Annotated in this window: 15 protein-coding genes; 5 read left to right on the top strand and 10 right to left on the bottom strand. The window is 44.5% G+C overall.

Annotated elements, in window-relative coordinates:
• Window positions 1–6 precede the first annotated feature (6 nt).
• Complete coding sequence (locus OCU74_RS14520; RefSeq protein ID WP_087482282.1) at window positions 7–588, bottom strand: aminodeoxychorismate/anthranilate synthase component II; 582 nt, start codon at window positions 586–588, stop codon at window positions 7–9.
• 133 nt (window positions 589–721) lie between these two features.
• The gene (locus OCU74_RS14525; RefSeq protein ID WP_087482281.1) at window positions 722–1,615 is read right to left on the bottom strand and encodes a LysR family transcriptional regulator; all 894 of its coding nucleotides are present in this window, start codon (window positions 1,613–1,615) and stop codon (window positions 722–724) included.
• A 99-nt stretch (window positions 1,616–1,714) separates the two neighbouring features.
• Between OCU74_RS14525 and OCU74_RS14530 the strand changes: the two genes are divergently transcribed.
• Both OCU74_RS14530 and OCU74_RS14535 read left to right on the top strand, forming a co-directional pair.
• Complete coding sequence (locus OCU74_RS14530) at window positions 1,715–2,329, top strand: LysE family translocator (protein WP_087482280.1); 615 nt, start codon at window positions 1,715–1,717, stop codon at window positions 2,327–2,329.
• Between the two features lie 145 nt (window positions 2,330–2,474).
• The gene (locus OCU74_RS14535; RefSeq protein WP_087482279.1) at window positions 2,475–3,617 is read left to right on the top strand and encodes an inositol polyphosphate kinase family protein; all 1,143 of its coding nucleotides are present in this window, start codon (window positions 2,475–2,477) and stop codon (window positions 3,615–3,617) included.
• A gap of 66 nt (window positions 3,618–3,683) precedes the next feature.
• Here OCU74_RS14535 and OCU74_RS14540 read toward each other — a convergent pair whose 3' ends face one another.
• Entirely contained in the window at window positions 3,684–4,853 is a 1,170-nt protein-coding gene (locus tag OCU74_RS14540) for a 5-methyltetrahydropteroyltriglutamate--homocysteine S-methyltransferase (protein WP_087482278.1), read from the bottom strand.
• Window positions 4,854–4,972: 119 nt separating this feature from the next.
• Window positions 4,973–5,293 (bottom strand): hypothetical protein, encoded by a 321-nt coding sequence (locus OCU74_RS14545; protein WP_087482277.1) that lies wholly within the window; start codon window positions 5,291–5,293, stop codon window positions 4,973–4,975.
• Window positions 5,294–5,662: 369 nt separating this feature from the next.
• Between OCU74_RS14545 and OCU74_RS14550 the strand changes: the two genes are divergently transcribed.
• Window positions 5,663–6,046, top strand: a complete 384-nt coding sequence (locus OCU74_RS14550; protein WP_087482276.1) for a hypothetical protein — start codon at window positions 5,663–5,665, stop codon at window positions 6,044–6,046.
• 76 nt (window positions 6,047–6,122) lie between these two features.
• On the opposite strand, the gene OCU74_RS14555 is transcribed toward OCU74_RS14550, so the two are convergent.
• Window positions 6,123–6,464 (bottom strand): hypothetical protein, encoded by a 342-nt coding sequence (locus OCU74_RS14555; protein ID WP_087482275.1) that lies wholly within the window; start codon window positions 6,462–6,464, stop codon window positions 6,123–6,125.
• Between the two features lie 176 nt (window positions 6,465–6,640).
• On the bottom strand, window positions 6,641–7,624 hold the full coding sequence (locus OCU74_RS14560; protein ID WP_200807777.1) for a glycoside hydrolase family 5 protein: 984 nt from the start codon (window positions 7,622–7,624) through the stop codon (window positions 6,641–6,643).
• 346 nt (window positions 7,625–7,970) lie between these two features.
• Between OCU74_RS14560 and OCU74_RS14565 the strand changes: the two genes are divergently transcribed.
• Window positions 7,971–9,014, top strand: a complete 1,044-nt coding sequence (locus tag OCU74_RS14565) for a CARDB domain-containing protein (RefSeq protein WP_087482273.1) — start codon at window positions 7,971–7,973, stop codon at window positions 9,012–9,014.
• 119 nt (window positions 9,015–9,133) lie between these two features.
• Here OCU74_RS14565 and OCU74_RS14570 read toward each other — a convergent pair whose 3' ends face one another.
• Entirely contained in the window at window positions 9,134–9,475 is a 342-nt protein-coding gene (locus OCU74_RS14570) for a hypothetical protein (protein ID WP_087482272.1), read from the bottom strand.
• The gene (locus OCU74_RS14575; RefSeq protein ID WP_087482271.1) at window positions 9,475–9,843 is read right to left on the bottom strand and encodes a tlde1 domain-containing protein; all 369 of its coding nucleotides are present in this window, start codon (window positions 9,841–9,843) and stop codon (window positions 9,475–9,477) included. The genes OCU74_RS14570 and OCU74_RS14575 overlap by 1 nt, the downstream gene beginning before the upstream one ends.
• A gap of 617 nt (window positions 9,844–10,460) precedes the next feature.
• Here OCU74_RS14575 and OCU74_RS14580 point away from each other — a divergent pair.
• Entirely contained in the window at window positions 10,461–10,646 is a 186-nt protein-coding gene (locus OCU74_RS14580; RefSeq protein WP_087482270.1) for a hypothetical protein, read from the top strand.
• A 92-nt stretch (window positions 10,647–10,738) separates the two neighbouring features.
• On the opposite strand, the gene OCU74_RS14585 is transcribed toward OCU74_RS14580, so the two are convergent.
• Together OCU74_RS14585 and OCU74_RS14590 are read right to left on the bottom strand one after the other, a co-directional pair.
• Entirely contained in the window at window positions 10,739–11,410 is a 672-nt protein-coding gene (locus OCU74_RS14585; RefSeq protein ID WP_087482269.1) for a hypothetical protein, read from the bottom strand.
• Between the two features lie 3 nt (window positions 11,411–11,413).
• Window positions 11,414–18,637, bottom strand: coding sequence for an RHS repeat-associated core domain-containing protein (locus OCU74_RS14590; protein ID WP_159457462.1), 7,224 nt, complete (start codon window positions 18,635–18,637; stop codon window positions 11,414–11,416).
• Window positions 18,638–18,648 lie beyond the last annotated feature (11 nt).

Raw genomic sequence — 18,648 nt, forward strand, 5'->3', positions numbered from 1 at the left:
GACAGGCTACGAGCGGCGCAAAAAATTAGCCAGCAGTTCATGTCCCTGCTCTGTTTTGATCGATTCGGGATGGAACTGAACGGCATCAATAGGCAGCGTACGATGCTGATAGCCCATGATCTCATCGATACCGCCATCTGAGGTTTCTGTCCAGGCCGTGACTTCAAAGCAATCCGGTAAGCTCTGCTTTTCAACAACCAGAGAATGATAGCGGGTAACGGTCAGCGGGTCGTTCAGCCCGTGAAATAACCCCTGATGAGTATGGCGAACCGGAGAAGTCTTGCCATGCATTACCTGTCTTGCCCGGACAACATTCGCACCGAACGCCTGAGCAATGGCCTGATGGCCAAGGCAAACCCCCAGCAACGGCAACTGACCGGCAAAATGTCTGACTGCTTCCAGAGAAATTCCGGCTTCATTCGGCGTACATGGCCCCGGAGATATTACCAGATGGGAAGGATTCAGCGCTGCAATACCGGGAATATCGATCTGATCATTACGGATAACTTTTACGTCAGTACCCAATTCACAGAAGTACTGATACAGGTTGTAAGTAAACGAGTCATAATTATCAATAATGAGTAACATGAAAATTCCGCGCCAAACTACTGCTGAAAGTCAGGCCGCTATTGTGCAGGATAGTGCCAATAAATCAAGAATGAACATCCATCGTCTTAGGTGCTATTTGTAAAAATACTGAGAACCAAAAGACAAGTGGAGATCATGGTGCAAGATAACCCTCAGCTTCTTCTACCGGACAACAGAGCGACATTTGATCAGTGAGCCATGCAATCAGTTCTGATTCAGCCTGACTGTCAGAGTCGGGAAGCTGCAATACCACATATCGGTGCCCGGAACGTAAAAATCCGTAAGGTGCTATCAAGCGCCCCTTTTTCAGTTCATCAACAATCAACGGATAAGAACTCATTGCAATCCCTAACCCATCAGCTGCCGCCTGAAGCGAAAAATAGAAATGCTCAAAATGCTGATCCTGACCAAAGGAGTGCAGATTTCTCTGGTTATCACGCGACAACCAGTCATCCCATGCATGAGGACGGGTTCGGGTATGCAAACGCTTCATCCGCTCCGGACTTTGACTGTTTTGCCGCCAGTAATCAACAGTACAGACCGGCCCGATCCACTCATCCACCAGCACAGTTCTCCGATAATCACGATCGATGACAAAATCATCCCGACGAATAGCCAGCGATAACCCGGAACGTCCCAGTCTGACTGGTCCACCGGCCGTCGACAAGCGTACATCAATTCCGGTTTCCCGGAAAAAACCATCCAGCCGCGGCATTAGCCAGCGCATCGTCAGCGTGGGCTCACAAGAGATTTCCAGCACTGAAGGATCCTGTTGTTGCAGACGCTCTTTCCCTTCTTCTAAAGCCTGAAATGCCACATCCGTATACTGTTTCAGCAAACGTCCGGCCTGAGTCAGCACCATCTGCCGCCCCTGCCGCTCAAACAACTGCTGACCGGTATATTGTTCCAGCACCTTGATCTGCTTGCTGACCGCACCATGCGTCAGACACAGAACTTCAGCAGCCTGAGTAAAACTGACTGACTGTGCCGCTACATGGAAAATATGAAACGATTTCAGATGTCTCATGTGTGAATTTATCTCACATATTGATGGAATTCATTTCGATTATAAATGATTCATAAATGCATACAATAACAGACCTCACTTCATGGATTCGGAGAGATTATGACAACACTGACATTGGCTTTACTCGGATTATTAATCGTCATCAGCCCCGGAGCTGACTTCGCTCTGGTGCTGAAAAACAGTCTGGTCTACGGTCGCCGGGCCGGTATTCATACGGCTTTGGGAATCGGTCTGGCGATTGGCGTTCATATCAGCTATTCACTGCTTGGGATCAGTTACCTGATTTCACAGAGTCAGTGGTTATTCACAGTCATCCGTTATGCCGGTGCTGCCTATTTGATCTATCTGGGAATCAAAGGACTATGCGAAAAAACTCCAGAGCCAAAATCCACGCCCCATCTTCAGGCGGCAGTGGTCACTCAACCCCGGACATTTATGCAGGGCTTTTTCTGTAATGCGCTGAATCCTAAAACAATGCTGTTTTTCCTGAGTATTTTCAGTCAGATCCTAGGCACCAATGACCCACATCATCAGGAAGCACTTCTCTATGGTTTCTATCTCATGGCGTTACACGGAATATGGTTCTGCCTGCTGGCACTGTTTGTCACCACAGAAAAACTGCAACAGATACTCCGGGCGATTACCCGGCCAGTTCAGCATATGTGCAGCCTCGGACTCATCAGCTTCGGAGCATTGCTGGCGCTACGTAGCTAACGCCACCGTTTCTGATGCTGACAATTCATTCAGCTATTTATTCATAGGGATGCCCGTAATTAATTGGATATTTTGGGAACACTCTCACAGAATCAAACACATATATTGTATGGTTTGAATAGAAGGTGGATATCAAAAGACGCATATGAGTATTTCAACAGTCAACCATGCAAAGCCGACTGGTATACGGCCAGAAGATGTTACCCGGAATAATAAACAGCACTCCATTGAAGACATTGCCTGGCAAAAAATCAGACACAGCTTTTGCAGTACTGAAAAGAAAGCAGCAGTAGCATGTCTGCATGACATCATGTACAACACGGAGAACATAAGTGTAAACGGCAAGCTCATTGCATTTGAACGATTGCAGAGAATGGCGGGAGAAGGGCATAAGTCCAGATTTCAGTCTGAGATTTCCGCAACAAAAGACCCACATAAACACCAGCTGACGCTCAGGTTAGATGACATGGTGATTCTCTCAGGTGAATACAAAAAACACGGAGAACCCAGTTTTAAGATTGCAGCCGGACATAAACTGGATTTCAGCTATGATCAGGGGGCTTTGTATAAGATTGTGTCTGATACCGAACTCAAAGGATATAATGTCATACCTGAAGGTAAAGAGTATCATTCGTCAGGATTGTCAAAGGCAGAGACAATCCCGGAAGGCCTGAGAACACCAAAGCCCGGAGAAACAGTCATCCGGATGAATCCTGTCGGAGCCGGGATTAAGCATACCGAGAATGTTGGCTATTATGATTTTAAGCTCGGCAGAAAAAGTGCTGTCAGTCAGGAGTTGAAAGCCAATCACGGCCTATCGACCTTCAAATCCAAACTCAAAGAACTGCGCCATGAAATCCTGCTTGATGAACGCTCTGCATCACACTCCCACCACTATCGGCTCGAAGGCAGTAAAGCGAATCAAGTAACAGATAAACACCTGAATCGTAATTCAACCGTCAATGCGTTCAGAAATATGCTGCTGAATGTCCCGGAGAAACACCAAGATGCATTCTTCCATCAGTTAACCACTCAACTGAATGAGCGCCTTGATTTTATGCGAGCCAACGATCAGGTGACATTTGTCGGTTCAAGCCTGCTTATCGCTGCACCGGAATACCCCAAAACTGAATATCCGGACATGCAGATGGATGCGCCGGAAGTCAAATTCATCGATTTTGCACATCCGATCAGACAGGGCGATAAAAAATTCACTCAACAGAGAGCATCCGTTATTCATGGAATCGAAAATATGATCCGGGATTTGGAAACAGCTTTCAGACAATAATAAATAAGTATAAGAAAGCCCGACCACGGACCAGCCGGTGATCGGGCTTCTTCAAATCAACTCAGATTATCCCCAGACTTGCTGAGCGACCTCCCGTACGAAAGCAATTTTTTGCCACTGCTGTTCGTCAGTCAGTTCATTACCTTCCTCCGTCGAAGCAAATCCGCACTGAGTGCTCAGGCAAAGATTTTCCAGAGGCACATACTGTGCTGCTTCATGAATTCGGGCAATGACTTCCGCTGTATTTTCCAGCTTGCCGGTTTTGGAAGAAACCAGCCCTAAGACAACCTGCTTACCCTGAGGCACTTTTGCCAAAGGTGAAAAATCACCGGAGCGGTCGGTATCAAACTCCAGATAAAATGCAGAGACATTCTCTCTGGCAAACAGCACATCAGCAATTGGTGCATAACCACCGGATGCAGCCCAGGTCGAACGGTAGTTCCCCCGACAGACATGTGTCGTCAACACCAGATCTACCGGTGCATTTTCCAGAGCCCGGTTGTTGACCTGTAATAGCTTCTCGGTCAGTGACGCAATACTCTGAACATGGTCAAAATCATGGGAATCCCCACACCCGCAAGAGACTTCTCCGGGCGTCGCCGCTTCTGCCGCCGCAGCTGCAATTTTAGGATCGGTTAACATGCCCCAGGTACAGTCATCAATCTGTAAATTGCGACAGCCCACAGCATACAACTCCTGAATGAAAGTCTGATAAGCCAGAACAATGTCATTCAGTAACTCTGCTTCATCCGGATAAATCGCTTGTGTCTGTTCCAGATTACACGGACGCTGTAATTCTTTCAAAAACTGCGCCGGAGCCGGAACTGTCAGGCGAGGCACGATTCCTTCTTCTGCAAATTGCAGCAGAAATTTGAAATGCTCAAGAAAAGGATGATTTTCACCACTGATCTTTCCGGTCAGCCGGACACTTTCCGGACGGGTTTCGACCTGAGCAAAGAGATAACCCTGCTCAATCTCAGATTTCTCTACGCCATTCAGACCCCACATAAAATCCAGATGCCACCAGCTCCGGCGAAATTCACCATCGGTAATCACCTGTAATCCGGCGGCTTTCTGTCTGGCAACCAGCTCAGAAATGGCTTTGTCTTCTACTTCTGTCAGTTGCAATTGGGTTAACTGGCCGGCAGCAAACTGCCGGCGAGCTTCATGAAGATAATCTGGGCGGAGATAACTACCGACCACATCGGCACGAAATGGGGGAAAATGGGTAGACATGATATTTTCTCAATCTGCTATTGAATTATGTTCATAGCGTACGCTGCTCTCAGTATGAGAAAAGTGATATTTATTCAAATCAAATATGAGAAAAAATCATGATAAATGCACCCTAAAACTTAGTTGGATAAAAGATGAATAAATTTTCCGTGGCATCCTGAATCGCCATCAATAAGATAAAAGTTGATCCTTTTCCCACTGACGAGAGCTGTCATCAGAGTTGAATAGACAATCTTATTATTCTCTTCATTTTTATTCCATCCTAACCATTTTCCGGCAGGACAAAGTGAAGTACCAACATTCATCTGAAAGACAACATTTCCCGGCATATAAGTTCCTTCAACAATCGTCACTTTCCCGGTGATTAATGTTTCACTTGCATTTACTGAAAACACACTTGTAGCACATAAAAATAACAATGCAGATAATTTCTTTTTCATTTTAAGCCCATTTTATAAACAATAAGTCTACAGATAATATATTTCTTCAGACATAAATATCGCCCCAAGAATATAAATAGTTCTTTCAATACAGGTATCTTAAATCTGAGTTAATACAGACAAATACACCAACAGTAATTCTAAACCTTTATTCCTGCATCGTGAAACTGAACTTCTGCCCCTGATAGTCTGAACTAATCATTCAGAAAGGAATGAAAGGAAAGAGAAGAGAAAGTCCGAAGCATGATTCCAATCACAATGTGATACTATTTTCATATTCAATGTAATGCATTTCACTCACCCAAAACTATAGTCTTCAATGATGTATTAACATCAATTCATAATCCAACAACGTCAAGGAAAATGGTCATGAAATCGCTACTTATTCGTTCAATCGCTCTGCTCTGTTCAGTCGGTTTTGCTGGTATTGCGTCAGCGGTGACAACCGATGGTACTTATACGCTTTACTATGACTGGAACTGCAACGGAGGTTATAGTTCAACCTCTGTCACACTCAGCGTCGACGGTACTTTTACTGCCGGTAGCTACAGCGGTAACTGGGTCGAAAACAACCAAACCCTTACTCTGACTTATAGCTCCGGCACTTACTATACCGGTTACCATACCAGTGAGGCTGTCGTCGGAGTGCAAAGATCATACAACGGCTTAGATGGCTGCTTCTATATGCTGAAATCAAGCACCGTAGCTCTGAAACAGGCTCAAAGCACTGCTGTGGATTCTGATGGACGGTAATATTTCAGACACTTCGAAACACAGTCCAATAGGGAGAAGTGTTTACTTCTCCCTGATTGTAAAACCGTGACTGGTTTTAGTTATATACCGCGACATAGAGAGGTGACTCTCTGTCACTCCAGTCATTACACTGATGCATTCCCTTCACTGTCACAGGCTTCCCTTGCGCCTGAGCAGCAAGTACTAATGAATACATCGCTTTCCCCAATTCATTACTCAAAGAAAATGCCCATTCATTCGTTATCGTACTACATGGTGCTTTTTCCGAGTTTCCTTCCGTCCTGAACATGACCACTCCATGTCCTGAATCATCCCGGTGAACGATCACCTGCGTAATCTTTCCTGTGCCGGTTCCCGCTGAAGCAGTAAAAGAAAGCAGAGATCCTAAAAGGATGCCTAAAAACGTCGATTTTTTCATTGTTACTCCTATTCATACTTATATTATTAATATGTTATGAGATCATGGTTGTTATTTGATCTGCATAAAAATTAAAAAAGGACACTCAGTCCCAGAGAATCATTATCTGATTAAACACCTGTAAATCAGTAATAATACTCTTGATAGAGTGCCCTATATTGTGAGGTATTTTCTAATTAATTACACTGATACCCACAAGTAAAGATTGTTGCCGGTGTTGAGGTCGCTCTGATACCATTCACACCGTTAACCAAGGTATTCCCCCACGGACTGAATGAGTTGTTATCCCAGTTATTCACAATATCTAACTCTGCGTTCTCCGAACTGTTACCTGACCATGACCAGCCGATATATCCCAGATTCAACGTCTCTGCCCGTTCCATAATCGCATCTTCAGCGACTTCTGATCCCTGATGTCCTGCACCAAATTCCCCGACTAAAAGTGCTAAGCCCTTGTTCAGGAATGACGTTATATAATTGTTCACTGCATTATAATCGCCATAAACCTGATACATATGAACACTGAAAATCGTATTGCGTAGTGGGTCTGCATTAAATACAAACTGGGCATTATTCAGCATAATCTGTTTCCAGTCCTGCCCCCAGTTCGGAGCATCAACCATCAACGTATGAGTAAACCCTGCATCTCTTAACCGTTTGATCGCATTCATAGTGCCGTTAATCCACACACTACTATCAACATTATTACCAATCGGCTCATTCCCCAGATTAATGATGACGTAATCTTCCTGCCCGACTAATTTGTCCTTCATTTCAATCCAGTAACCCGCAGCAGAATCTAAACTTGCAGCGCTGCCTTCCTCACCAAACCCGGTTGTATCATGCACTTCCAGAACAGCAATTAAATGTCTTTTCTTAGCCTGCTGAATAACATTCGCAACATCATCAGCGTTGTTCTTATTCCAGCGGTGTCCATTACTTAACACAACCCGAACGGTATTCGCACCGGTCGCAGCAATACCATCTAAAGCATGATCTAACTGATAGGTAAACCAGGTGTGAGCGTGGTTTATCCCACGCATCTTAAAGGCATGACCATTGCCCTCATATAAGACGCCATTAGCAATATAAAACCCAGCCTGGGCAGACAATGCATAAATAAAGCCTAACGTTGCTATCAATATTTTTATCAATTTCATATCCATATCCTTAAAGTAGATGAAGGCTCCGCTGTGGATGATTCCGGCAGCGATCACCGTTCAAACCGCAAAAAGTATGATACGAATATCATATACCTTCAAGAGCTGCCTGCCACTCTACTTACCGGGATGAGAGATTGATTCCTGAACTGTCTGTCCTCACAACAATTGTCCTTGCAACAATTGTTTTCAATTGATCACAGTGCAGAGAAAAAATAAGACGCGGCATTGACGGTTAATAAATTAGTTTCATAATAGCTATTGTCAATATAAACCTTGTTTCAGTTGTACAAGAATGGCGTCAAACCTAAATGACGGAATCATAATTAATATATAGGAAATAAGTATGAAATTAGAAAAGATAATCGTTGGACTTATTACAACAACAGCTCTTTGCAGCCAAGCGGCCTTCGCCTCGATTTATCCGGGTAATGTCAATATCGTCAATACGGAGCTCAAATATCCGGCTCAGAAAACACTCGAGGTGGACTACCACATGTTCGGCTCTGAGATTTTTAATAATGGCAACACTGTGAATTTTGGGCTCACGCAAGATGGCGGAGACTCATTCATTAATATCGGCCGTGATTTTGCTGATATTTCATGTGGAAGCGGAGGTTTAGGCGGAACCATGCGATGTGTCCCAAGTAGCTCAACACAAACATACAGCGTCAATCTGGATTCCGTGTTAAGTGAACAAAATAAAACCGTACTGGCAAATTCATGTGCCCCCTATGAATTTCAGGTGAAAGCTAGTTACAGTATTTCGAGTGCACTGAGTATGAATACCGTCAAGATCGGGGGGCAAGGAGCACCGGACTGGCTGGTTTCTTCCGGTAGTTTTTCGCCAAACCAGGTCGCCGCAGGCGATAAAGTTGTCATTAATGCGGTGGTATCATCAGCCAACTGCTCGCAAAAAAGCGGTACAGCTCCAACACTAGCTGTATTTTTAGCGAATGCAGATAAGCAACTTATCTATTTCTATGGCGAAACACCCATTAGACTCCCCAACGGTTCAAGCCACACGATCACTGTCCCGATGCTTTCAGGCCTGACGGCGGGTACTTATTATTTAGTGTTGGCGGTCGACAGAACTAATGTTGTTGCTGAAACCAATGAAAATAACAATATCGCGATGGGTAAAATTACTGTGATTGACAGCTCAGCCACAGAACAAGGCATTGCGGCTAAATCAAATGTACAGTCAGCCAACAGCAGTGGCTTAATGACTTACCTGACCAGAACCGACGAAGATAACCAAAACTTCGTTGACCCACAATTACCGGTCACACCAGGGATGAAAATGCTCAAATCAAGTGAGCTTAAAGACAACGATGTGATTAACCCGAATAAACTTCAGACTCAATCTCCGTCAGATAAGAAAGAATAATCGGTTTATTGATTTGTCCAAAAACAAACGCCAGTCAGGTTAGGCTGGCGTTATTTCCCTCTGATACAGCTTTTCTCGATGTTGAGGAGTACTCTGTTTCCAGATTTATAAAACCTAACTTAATAACTCATCTTAAATCCAGAAACCATATATATATTCACATCACTAATTGAGCATTCTTCATCGGATGAAATATTTTGTGTGATAACATCATATTCTTTTCCCGTCTTATCAAAAAATGAAAAAAGGTAAACATCTGTATACTGAGCATTTTTCATCGTTTCTGAAGCGAGTAATTTGAACTGTGTTCTATCCTCATTCAGTTCATCCTCATTTACTATTTTTTTATCCTGTAACCAGATTTTTGCCATATTCATCGGCCATGTATGGCATGTTGTATCCAGCCTTGCAAAAGAAGAAAAACTGGAAAGAGCTAAGAACAGTAAAAGAAATAGTCTCATTATTCTACGACCTCAATTTGTCTTTCATTACTTAACCAAATACGCTGGCGAGCCCAAAAAGGAGCAACAATACAACCTTCTGATGCCTGACCGGGGTGAGCTTGACTGTCTCCATGAATCATGAATCCGCTACGCCCAAACATTTGATTACCATCATCAGGTCGTAATCTTAAAGTATATATTCCTGTATGAGGATGTTTAAAAGGTGTACCGACAATAGTATACCTACCTCTCGGAATCGGACCTTTACTTTTTACATTCTGCATTTCAGGGTTGTTTTTCCCGATTCCATTTCCGGAGTATGCTTCCGATATTTTCAGTCCATTTCTACTGAGATAATGTGAACGCAGATGATAGACCCAAGCCATAAACTCTCCATCCAGATATTATTAATGTATCTGATAAATCAATAGAAATTGTATTAAGAAGAGTATAAAAGACAATTTATTAAAGAATTATCCCTTTAAAGTGAGAGACTTACCAGATATATATCCACCTTAATTTATGCAATTTGATAGTAAGATGTCTCAAAGCGACATACAGAAATGGTGGAAAGAAGAAATGATGGACACATACCTTCAAGAGATCCCTGTTACTCCACTCACCGGGATAAGAAATTAATTCCTGAATGTGAATTGACTCACAGATAATAGTAACTGAAATGTCACTCAGGTATGAGTTCCTACAATAGATAACATATTATAAAAACAACCACTTGAAGTAGCCATACACCATAAATACGATGGTAGATCACTGGCAAACCCAGTGACAGGCGTAGGAACCTGTATTAATCTACCGATACACGACTAAGCTGGTATAACGGCTTTTTCGTAACCGTCTCAACATATCAATTATGGTGAGCTGAATAGGGCAGCTTCGGCTGGCCGTTACGGTAGTTGCGGTAATTCCTACCCCTGTTCAGTTCACCACTCACAGAGTAGGAACTTTGGGTGGTGATTCATCATCACAACTACCGGAGGCGACTATGCCCAAACACCCAACCAATCCTACTCTACATCTGACCGCTCGCGGATATCTGATCGACTTACTCATCACCAGCACCGAACCTCATATCGATCAGCATGAATTACGCGAAGTGATTCTGTTCCTCAATAATCTGATCACGTTTGATGAAATGAGTCTGTGCAGTGACGGTAGTGGAGAAAGATAATGATAGAATGACAGGGATTGTTGGGGCAATCCCTGTGTTAACTTGCAGTTATCAACTACTGAGGTGTGTATCCTATTTATTTTTTATAGTTTTTAAACAAATACTTTATATGCGGAATCACCTTCGTATATTGTATCAATACTAATGTATTCTACCTGCATCATATTTATAGAGTGCTTGCCCAATAACACCATTCCTGTGTTATTTAAATTATCATTAACTTGATACATAACAGACACATTGTCTGATTCTAATCGCTTAAATAACTCAGTATTAGGTACAAAATACCTAGTTCGGGCTAAAAAAGAGGAGCATTCTTCATTAAGGATACTTAATATATCTTCTTCAATGTTATTCCCAACGAGAAGCAAAAGTCCACCATCCAGTGGCTTTATAGCCAACGGTGGCCAAGAATCTATCTCACTTAGCTGCACTTCTTTTATGGCAAGATAGTGATCTTTTCTCAAACATATATTCCATCCTTGTTTTAAATACCTTTTTTCAATCACCTTTGCCGCGACTGATGATTTACCTGGTAGATTAATCAACCAAGTCACAACAACCACAACTCTCAAACCAATTTGGTTTAAGAACTCTCGAATCAAAAAAGGTATAGAGTCTAACTCCCCATCTTTAATCACAAAGCTATATCGATTCAGTTCTCTACCTTTTGATTGATCGAGACAAAGCTCATCCACACCACATTTTTTTTCATACAAAGATTCATTATTCGCTATAGGTTGCTCTTTTCCAAATTCAATCATAAGTCACCTATTATTTTGAGGGTTATGTGTCGATGGATAGGTATGATGGGTCGTGCTCCCTGGAGTATCTACACCATAGTGAGGAGGAACATTATCTTTCTTATGACCATAAGGATCATGATGAACTGTTCTACCAGTATCAGTTGAACGAACTTCCGTACGGACACCAGGATCACCCTGAGGTGATCGTGATCCAGGTCTTGAAGGCTTATCTGGAAGCTGTTCTCTACCACCATGTTTTCCCATACCTGCTTGACGTTCGGCTGCTCTTCTTGCTGCTTTTTTTGACGGATGAGGAACATCAATACGTCCTGCAACTTTTGTAGAAAGTCTCCCTGCCGTAGCCGCGTTTCCTATAGCAGGTACAACAGCAGCAACAGAAATACCCGCATTTACAAAATCGCCCTGTAGCGCATACAGCCCTGCATTAATAACATCAGCAATATCACCAATACCCGGAACTTGTCCAGCGACATCTAATACAGAGTGAATAACATCCACTGCCTTACTAAGCCAACTTTTTTCCTCCTCTGGTTGAGGCTCAACAGATAAAGTTGGTTCATCAGTTGTTGGAGAGTTTGAAGTTTCTGCAGATTCTGGACTAGATACCTTATCTGACTTACTCTTAGAATCTCCACTCTTGTTTCCATCACCATGTTTAGCCGTTGTTGTGTCAGAATCCTTTCCGTTATCCGCATCAGCGCCAGTCCCTTCTGAATTTTGGTCGCTTGATGCTTCAGTACCTGATTGTTCTTCAGTTTCAAAACCAGTCGGATCCACATACTTCAGCGGGTTGTTCCAGACATAAGAGTAGCGGTTAAAGCTGTTGGTCACAAATGGTGCCTGAATCTCCGGATCCGGGCTGATAAACCGCCCCAATTCCTGATCATAAACCCGGCCGTTCATATGAATCAGCCCGACTTCGGTGATCTCTTCATGGCCGGTGTAACCCCGGTTGGTAATTGCGGCCTGCACGACGTCCAGCGGGCCGTCTTCCCGCCAGCTGACTTTGCGCTGTTTACCCCAGGTATCATAACTGCGCCGCTCGACAATCACGCCGTAGCCGTCGGTGATCATGTCGACCGATTCCAGCGCATCATAGTGCAGATAACGTACCTGCTTATCTTTCAGCTTGTCATCAGCATCTTTGAGCTGGGTATTCAGGGCGATCAGCTTGCCATCTGCATAGATAAAGTGCTTATGCTGTACTTCACCGGTGTTGGTATCCGTCACCCGTTCATAGTATTTGCCGAAGTAGAACGTCTCTTTACCGTCGCTGGAGCTCTTCAGATAACGGTTATGTTCAGCGTCATATTTGAAGGTCACCGTATTGCCGTTACGGGTAATTGTTTCCGGCTTGTTAAACGCATTCCAGCTCAGCGTCCGCTCGTTATCACTGCTGCCAGAAGCCCATGCCCGAAGCATGTTTCCGGCACTGTCGTAGGCGTAATTTAATCCATTGGCCTGTGTGACCGCATGTGGACCTGCGGCCTTACCGTCGTACTCGTAAGCGCCGATACCCTGCTTATAGGTGATATTGCCGAGGCTGTCATAGCGGTAGCTGAACGACGTGGCGAAATCCGGGTTATCTTTGCCGTGGCGGTTCGGATTATCCAGTGCAATGGTATTGGAGGTAACCCGATCCAGTCCGTCGTATGACCACTGATCGGTAATGCCCAGTTGCTCATCCTGCCGGTAAACCACGTTGTTGTGCTGGTCATAACGGTACAACAGCGAACGAATCACCTGCCCGGAGTTGAGACTACCGGCTAGTTGACGGTTGAACAACACACTCGCTTTATGAGTAGTAATCATACTCGGACGACCGGTATTCGGATCGTGAATATAGGTATTGGCCAGCCCGTTCCCCAGCGTTTCCGACAGCGTATGATCGTAAGCATCAGTGTCCCGGCGTTGCCAGTAATAGATGTAAGCCGGGTTATCTGTTGACTCATCCAGTTCGGATTGAGTCAGAATCAGGTTCAGATGATCAGCCTGACTGGTCGTTCCCGTATTCCGGCACCGGCTCCGCAACGCTGTGTCTACCTGGCTACCCCCTAACTGATTGGCATACTCACAGTAGAGCCCGCTCATATCTGCCACTTTTTCGGACAACGCAATCAGTTGACTGGCGAGATGGGTATAGAACTTATACCGTCTTCCGGCGATGACCGCCGCTTCATCAAGTTCATCAGCCGTGAAGTGTAACTCTTCACGGGTCTCCGCATCGGCCTGAGCAATATAGATATCCTGCGTGCTCATCAGATCCGGCTGACCATTGCCATCATAATCCGTCAGCAAATAATCATGTGCGGCAGTCAGAGACTGACTGTTAAATTCATCAGCACTTACCGGATTCACGGAAGTATCATAACGCCGGACACCACCACCGCTGCCGGCCAATGTCGTCGTCAGCCGGTAAATCGCTCCATCCAGTGTAATATCCAACGGTATTGAAACATCATCATGTAGCAACACCCAGGTACCGGGACGTAGATAACATTCACCATTACTATTACACCACTGTTTATAGCGATAACCGCCAGCGAGTAAGGCTGCCGATGCACTATCCAGTGTATGTACATTGACGGTTTTCTGATTGTATTCGCTGGCTTTCTCTTTAAAGAAAGAAGTCTGAGTAGCATAACGCTCGGCTTTATTGAGATAAACACCGGCCTGAGCAATCGCTTCATCAAGTAACTGACGGATATCTTCCCGGAAGCTGGCACTGGTAAAGACTTCATCAGCATAACTGCGTGGGCTGCGCACCGCAGACACATAACCGTACTGATTGTACACATACTCAACGGCCAGACGTTCCTGCGCATTGCTGCTTTCAGAAACAGAGTTGGCTTTGCCCCAGACAGAGGTGTCTGTCCCGTTCGGACGCACTTCTCTGGAAACCCGCTCATAGTCATCGTAGAAATAGTGGGTACTGAATTTCTCCCCTTTGACTCTGACGGCGATTTCTTCAACCAGTCCCGCCTGATTGTAGTAATAGTCGGTCTCATTGCCGTTCCCGGAGAATCCGGCAATTACACCGACAGCACCGCGTTCATCATAACGCCAGTTTGAAACGGCACCACCTTCGGTCTGTTTCACTTTCCGCCCCAGACGGTCATAGACAATTTGGGTGACAACGCCGTAGGCATCCTGCTTATACACCAGTTCGCCAAGCGCGTTGTAACGATAAGACCATTTGCCCATATCCGGGTCATCGAGGAAAGTCCGGTGACCTAATGAATCGTAACGAATACTGGTAACATTGCCTTTTGAATCCTGACTGGCACGCAGACTGCCATCGGGGTAATAGTCGTAAGTCTGGTAAGCGCCAAGCGGTTCATCCTTACGCAGAATATAACCCATCACATCACTTTGGGTACTGTGCTGATAACCTCTGGCATCGGTGACTGTGGTTTTCAGGCCCTGATAAATGGTTTGATAAACGGCACGCTTGCCGCCATCGGCCGGTTCAGACTTGAGCACTTCCCGGTTGAGCAGGTCATAACCGAAGGTGACAACCGGAGGATTGGTGTCAGACAGAAAATGAGGGCGCGTGACTTTGAGTTTGCGTCCGTTGCGATCCCAGGTGGTGTCGACTGCGATCCATCGTCCCTGAAAACCAAGGTGTAAATTACGCACTTCCCGGCCAGCATAGTCATACTGAATGATACTTTTGGCACCAGTTGCTGCTGTCGTAGTGACACAAGAAACTGTCTGCGGTACGTCCCGTGGACATTGTCCGCCCAACTGATAAACCGTTTGATTGATATTGCGAACACCGGGCAACGTTTCAGAAGCAACCCGGCCAAACACATCATAGGTATAGCTTGTGGTTCGGGACTTCAGCGGACTTACCGACTGATTCAGAAGCCCGCGCCCGTTGTACCGGATCGAGGTTTTCTGCCCCATCGCATTAACAGATGCGGTCACAAATAAGCCTTCACTGTCATACTGAGTCGTCACTGTTCGCTGTGGCAAATCAGTACCACCGGTACTTTCTGCCGTAACATTACCCCAGTCATCATACTGATAAGACTTATGTAACTCGCCATTACTGACTGAAGCTTCACCTGTAGACTCGTATTCAGATCCCTGAGTCACTTGTGAAGCAATAAAGCCTTTCACGGTATAAGTGAAGGTCTGTTTTGTAGTTCGGCTCAGCCCGGAGGTTTCATCAGTAAGTGTTGAAACCGTATTAGTGATAGCGCCAACCTGCCAGTAATTATTGCCGGATTCCGTCAGCAGTTGAACATTAGTCGATTTACTGGTCGAGATCTCTGGTATTCCATCCCCATTGACATCCATCAGTGAGTAACTGCCACATCCGGTTGCCCCTGACTGTAAAAACTCCTGCGCACTGATCTGAGTTAAAGAGCCCTGATAACGGGTTAATCCATCCAAATCGTTCGCGACAGATTTCACGGAATATTTAAAATATTCACCATAACGCTCTAGCAGCAGAGGCGTATCAACCTCACCATGCAGAATAATCACATAATCGTTCGGTTTGAAATAGATCGTTCCCTGAGGTGAACAGTAACTACTGATCCCGGCTTTATAGCGTCCCAGAATCGCAGAGATATTATCGACCTGACTTGTTGAAGTTAAATCGAAGATTGAATAGTTCTGATTGACCCCGGAAGAAAGATATTCATAACGCTGATGTCGGGTGTAGCTGCCGGCACCTTCAAGCCCACTGGTTATGGTCACGTTTTCATCAGTCAGACTACCAAAGCGATTGAGCACCCGTTGGGTTACCTGCTGTTTCTCAACCACCTGATTCGACAGGCCATACTGTTTCTGAGTGATCGTGCTGGCATAAATCTGGTAATAATTTGTCAGATATCCCCGATAATCATTGCGGGTATAAGCATAATTCGTATCAGAAATCAGATGATTATTTTTATAAACCCGCACCCGGTTAGTTTTGCCCACTTTGACCAGATCCAACTGCTCAAAATCGGTAATCGTCTTAGTGGATACATCTGCATTTTCGACTTCGGTAATCTGGGCAAATCCCAGAAAACCACCGCCCAAACGGTGAGACTTGGCACCGACATAATAATAGGCATAGCGGGTTGAATCGTATCCTTTCGGCTGTTTGAGTACCTGTGAAACCAGATAACGGCGTGGTGTCACGTTACGGATATTATTGGCATCATAAAAAGACTGGGTCAGAACGGAGCGATCCACTGCCGGTTTATAAGTTACATCGTACTTAATCGCATATTCGTGGAAGGATGTAATTTTGTCCTGAATGGCTGGGGTGGAATAATAGAGCTTAGCTGTCACTTGTCCTGATGAACCATATCCAACCACGTCAGTCCAACCATCACCATTCCAGTCCCCAAAAGAACTATCTTTAAAATCATGCGTCAAGATGACATTACTTGTTATCGTTCCAAACCGATTGAGATAGAACTTACCCTCATGGTAAAGCTCGGGATAACCATCATTGTTAATATCAACAAACTTTATATTACTCCAGTCATATTTTTTACCTGTAGTGGTATCATCTGCCGAACTACGGAGTACAACAGTTCCGGGGCTAGAATTACCTGACTGAATATTTAACTCGATTGGTTCTTGGTACTTAACTCCATCAAAAACAAATAAAAGTAATTTAGGTTTTTCTGTCGAAGTATCTAATCCTTTATATATAACTAAATCTAAATAGCCATCATTGTTGATATCGACAAAGCTAACAAGCTTGTTAACTGACTCTGGTACATTGGTCGTTCCATCATTATTGAATAGTTTTACCGGGGAAGACGGCGTGTTATATAAAAGCTGCTTTTCTCTGCCTGTTATTATATAAGCATAAAAAGAACCAGAGTCATTCAATATATATTTATCATCGATTCCGTCCCCGTTAATGTCAACGACCTGGTAGTTAGAAATGAGCTCATCTCCGCCATCACCATCGAAATCACCGGCATTTTGCCCCTTACATGATGCATCCGTGCACCGGCAATAGCTTCGGTAAATCCCGTCTCTTGCCATATATGAAGCATCACCGCCATTTTGGCACTGATTCAATACAACCGATAACGCATTGGGTTTACCCGTTAAAGCAAAAGATTTTACATTTGAAGTAACTTTACCAGCATCTACAGGTGAATAAGGCGGCTCCGCTATCGGATTTTTAAACTGAGACTGTGCAGATGTACGGAAAGTACTAGCCATGGGGGAAACACGACCATAAAGAGTGCTCACTCCATCATTATTCTGATCAATAAAATAAGGCTGATAAAAACCAGTTTCCCGGCCGCCATCGAGTTGGACTCTGCCTGTCTCCGCCCAGTTAAATTTCAGCGCGGTTGAACACTCGCCTCCGGCACAATATTCGATCTGACTGACCAGACTGCGGGCAGTACCGGCAGAGTAGTGATAAGCCAGATTATAATCACCAATTAGCTGATCATTGCGATCATAAGTGTGAATACTTTTTAAGCGAATATTACGATTGAGTCTGGAGCCATAAAAATATTGAGAAACTTTGTCTGAGCGGTCTTCATACTGAAAATTAACTTTTCCTCCGGCATACTGAATCTGATTCAGGACATGTGTGCCGGCACCATTATTTTCCGCATACAAGAAGGTAATATGGTTATTTTTACTGCCATCGGTAATCTTATTCAACGCCCATTTATAAACATGTGCCTGCCCTGGTAATTCAACCCGGGAATCATTGCTATTACCATACTCATAAACCGAACCGTCTTTACGCCAGATTTTAAAATAAGCCGGGCCACTGCCACCGGTTCTGCCAAAAGAAACAATTTTATCGTAACCATTTTTTTCCAGACGGTACTCAGTCAGATCCCCACCATCTTTTCCCGAAACAGCAATTAAACGTTGTCCGTCTAAACAATAGCGATCATTACCATCAAAATTAACCCCACCCCAACGGCCATCTTTGAGTAAGTTTTTTCCACAGCGGCTAATGTTTGACACGCCACCCAGTGACCACCCCATTCCCAAATCACCATTGGGTGAATCACTGCGATATTCAAAGCTCAACTTCGGCTGATGTCCGGCCCGGCCCGGTGACACATGAATCGGCAGCGAATAAGTCGCCTCACCACCCGAAGCCTGAAATTCACCGGAAAGCTGAATTGATTTCTCTCCGGGCGTCACTGCGGCTGCATTATTCGCAAAAAGAAATAAAGCAGAGAATAAGATATAAAATAATGTCACTGTACGAGTTATTGTTATTTTCATAAGACGATTGG

The organism is Vibrio mangrovi, assembly GCF_024346955.1.
GTDB classification, from domain to species: domain Bacteria; phylum Pseudomonadota; class Gammaproteobacteria; order Enterobacterales; family Vibrionaceae; genus Vibrio; species Vibrio mangrovi.

What these genes read in the sequence shown, in the direction of transcription:
- OCU74_RS14520 (WP_087482282.1), bottom strand. Translation starts at nt 588, where the DNA reads ATGTTACTCATTATTGATAATTATGACTCGTTTACTTACAACCTGTAT.
- OCU74_RS14525 (WP_087482281.1), bottom strand. Translation starts at nt 1,615, where the DNA reads ATGAGACATCTGAAATCGTTTCATATTTTCCATGTAGCGGCACAGTCA.
- OCU74_RS14530 (WP_087482280.1), top strand. Translation starts at nt 1,715, where the DNA reads ATGACAACACTGACATTGGCTTTACTCGGATTATTAATCGTCATCAGC.
- OCU74_RS14535 (WP_087482279.1), top strand. Translation starts at nt 2,475, where the DNA reads ATGAGTATTTCAACAGTCAACCATGCAAAGCCGACTGGTATACGGCCA.
- OCU74_RS14540 (WP_087482278.1), bottom strand. Translation starts at nt 4,853, where the DNA reads ATGTCTACCCATTTTCCCCCATTTCGTGCCGATGTGGTCGGTAGTTAT.
- OCU74_RS14545 (WP_087482277.1), bottom strand. Translation starts at nt 5,293, where the DNA reads ATGAAAAAGAAATTATCTGCATTGTTATTTTTATGTGCTACAAGTGTG.
- OCU74_RS14550 (WP_087482276.1), top strand. Translation starts at nt 5,663, where the DNA reads ATGAAATCGCTACTTATTCGTTCAATCGCTCTGCTCTGTTCAGTCGGT.
- OCU74_RS14555 (WP_087482275.1), bottom strand. Translation starts at nt 6,464, where the DNA reads ATGAAAAAATCGACGTTTTTAGGCATCCTTTTAGGATCTCTGCTTTCT.
- OCU74_RS14560 (WP_200807777.1), bottom strand. Translation starts at nt 7,624, where the DNA reads ATGAAATTGATAAAAATATTGATAGCAACGTTAGGCTTTATTTATGCA.
- OCU74_RS14565 (WP_087482273.1), top strand. Translation starts at nt 7,971, where the DNA reads ATGAAATTAGAAAAGATAATCGTTGGACTTATTACAACAACAGCTCTT.
- OCU74_RS14570 (WP_087482272.1), bottom strand. Translation starts at nt 9,475, where the DNA reads ATGAGACTATTTCTTTTACTGTTCTTAGCTCTTTCCAGTTTTTCTTCT.
- OCU74_RS14575 (WP_087482271.1), bottom strand. Translation starts at nt 9,843, where the DNA reads ATGGCTTGGGTCTATCATCTGCGTTCACATTATCTCAGTAGAAATGGA.
- OCU74_RS14580 (WP_087482270.1), top strand. Translation starts at nt 10,461, where the DNA reads ATGCCCAAACACCCAACCAATCCTACTCTACATCTGACCGCTCGCGGA.
- OCU74_RS14585 (WP_087482269.1), bottom strand. Translation starts at nt 11,410, where the DNA reads ATGATTGAATTTGGAAAAGAGCAACCTATAGCGAATAATGAATCTTTG.
- OCU74_RS14590 (WP_159457462.1), bottom strand. Translation starts at nt 18,637, where the DNA reads ATGAAAATAACAATAACTCGTACAGTGACATTATTTTATATCTTATTC.